Below are 2,141 nucleotides of genomic sequence, written 5' to 3' on the forward strand. Positions count from 1 at the left end.
GCTCCACATCAGTCGCACCGGCCCGACCCGCGGCGTGGTGGAGCTGCCGGTGCGACTGATGTGGAGCAGCGAGCGCACCTTCGACCTGGGCGACCCGGACGACCTGCTCTGGATGTACGAGAACGTGCTGCGGGAGACGACCCGCACCGACGACCTCCGGAATCTGATCAACGGTCGGACGCTGCGCCGCGTGTGGCGGCGGCTGAACCTCCCGAAGAGCGTACGGCTGGCCTGGGAGAGCCGGCACCGCGGTCTGCGTACGGCGTGACCCACCTGCACGACTTCTACCGGGAGGTGGCCCGGGTGGCCCTCGCGGCCGCCGGGCCGCACCGGTTCGTGCTCGGTGGTGGGGTGGCGTGGGCGGCGCACGGCCTGGTGACCCGGCCGACCGAGGACGTGGACCTCTTCGCCGACGTGGAGGGGGCGGCCGCCGCGGCGGCGGCCGGAGTGCGTGCCGCGCTGGAGCGGGCCGGTTTCGAGGTGTCCCAGGCCGATCCGGACAGCGAGCTCGGGGAACTCTTCGAGGGCTTCGACCGGGACATCCGGGATTTCGTGGTGAGCCGGAACGGCCGGCAGATCCGGTTGAGCCTGGCGCGCCTCGACCGGTACCGCAGTCCGGTGGTGATGGACCTGGGCCCGGTGATGGACGTGCGCGACCTGATCGCCAACAAGACCGCGGCGCTGGTGAACCGGCGCGAGGTGCGCGACTACATCGACGTGTCGGCGGCGCTGCACCACTACGACGTGACCGAGCTGCTGGAGCTGGCCCGGCAGGTGGACCCGGCGCTGGACCTGGCGGACGTCCGGGCGGCCGGGCGCTACCTGGACGAGGTGCCCGACCGGCGCTTCGCCCGCTACGGCCTGGACGCGGCGCAGGTGACCGAGGTGCGCCGCCGGATGGCCGTCTGGCCGCGCTGACCGGCCGCCCGCCGCGGCGGGCGGCCACCCGGCCGGGTCATCACCTGGTCAACTTTCCGCCGGTCACCCCCAGGATCTCGCCGGTGACGTAACTGGATTCCTGGGAGGCGAAGAAGACGTACGCGGGGGCCAGTTCGGCGGGCTGCCCCGGCCGGCCCATCGGCACGTCGGTGCCGAACTTCTTCACCTTTTCCTCGGGCATGGTGGCCGGGATCAGCGGCGTCCAGACCGGGCCGGGCGCGACGGCGTTGACCCGGATGCCCTGGTCGGCGAGGTTCAGCGCGAGGGCCTTGGTGAAGTTGGCGATGGCCGCCTTGGTGGTGGCGTAGTCGAGCAGCTGGGGTGACGGGTTGAAGGCCTGGATCGACGAGGTGTTGATGATGGCCGAACCTTCATGCAGGTGCGGCACGGCCATCTTGCAGAGCCAGAACATGGCGTACACGTTGGTCTTGAAGACCCGGTCGAACTGCTCGGTGGTGATCTCCGCGATGCCCTTGTCCTGGGCCATCTGGTAGGCGGCGTTGTTCACCAGGATGTCGATCCCGCCGAGGTCGGCGAGCGCGCGGTCGATGAGCTGGCGGCAGTGGGCCTCGTCGGTGAGGTCGGTGCGGACGGCCACGCCCTTCCGGCCGGCCTGCTCGACCAGGCGGACGGTGTCGCGTGCGTCGGCTTCCTCCTCGTCGCCGAGGTAGGAGATGAGCACGTCGGCACCCTCCCGGGCGTAGGCGATGGCGACGGCCCGGCCGATGCCCGAGTCACCCCCGGTGATGACGGCGCGCTTGCCGTCGAGCCGGCCGCTGCCCCGATACGTCTCCTCGCCGTGGTCCGGCTTCGGTCCCATCTGCTGCTCCGAGCCCGGTGCAGACTGCTGCTGCGCGGGCTGGCCCTGCTGCTGGCCGTACTGCCGGGTGGGGTCCTGCTGGGTGTACTGGTCCTCGCTCACCGGGATCTCCCTCCCGCATTTCGTCCGTCCGGTCCCCCTCGCCCTACCCCGGCACCCGGTCGAAAAACGGCTGTTCGGTGCACGTCGTGTTACGCCCGGGTGGCCCGTGGCGCTGGTGGGATGAAACATCTCGGGGCGATGTGGCACATGTGACAGCAGGTCGTTTATGGTGCGCAACGGCGCCCACGAGGCGCAACCACCCCCATGAAAGGCACCCCATGACCTCCTCCTCCGGCGCGTCGCGCCGTCAGGTGCTGGCTGTCGCGGCCGCCGCCGCCAC

3 protein-coding genes are annotated in these 2,141 nt (G+C 71.0%); 2 read left to right on the forward strand and 1 reads right to left on the reverse strand.

What is annotated here, in order from left to right; genetic code table 11:
• Together DKL51_RS30375 and DKL51_RS30380 are read left to right on the forward strand one after the other, a co-directional pair.
• A partial coding sequence (locus tag DKL51_RS30375; RefSeq protein WP_260428720.1) for a hypothetical protein occupies nucleotides 1–268 on the forward strand: 268 nt, incomplete at its 5' end.
• Complete coding sequence (locus DKL51_RS30380; protein WP_124812897.1) at nucleotides 265–918, forward strand: nucleotidyl transferase AbiEii/AbiGii toxin family protein; 654 nt, start codon at nucleotides 265–267, stop codon at nucleotides 916–918. The genes DKL51_RS30375 and DKL51_RS30380, both read left to right, overlap by 4 nt.
• Before the next feature lie 40 nt (nucleotides 919–958).
• Here the strand turns inward: DKL51_RS30380 and DKL51_RS30385 are convergent, their stop codons facing one another.
• On the reverse strand, nucleotides 959–1,861 hold the full coding sequence (locus DKL51_RS30385) for an SDR family oxidoreductase (RefSeq protein ID WP_109965583.1): 903 nt from the start codon (nucleotides 1,859–1,861) through the stop codon (nucleotides 959–961).
• Between the last annotated feature and the right edge of the window lie 280 nt (nucleotides 1,862–2,141).

Origin of the sequence: Micromonospora globispora (genome assembly GCF_003857015.1) — a bacterium.
GTDB classification, from domain to species: Bacteria; Actinomycetota; Actinomycetes; order Mycobacteriales; family Micromonosporaceae; genus Micromonospora; species Micromonospora globispora.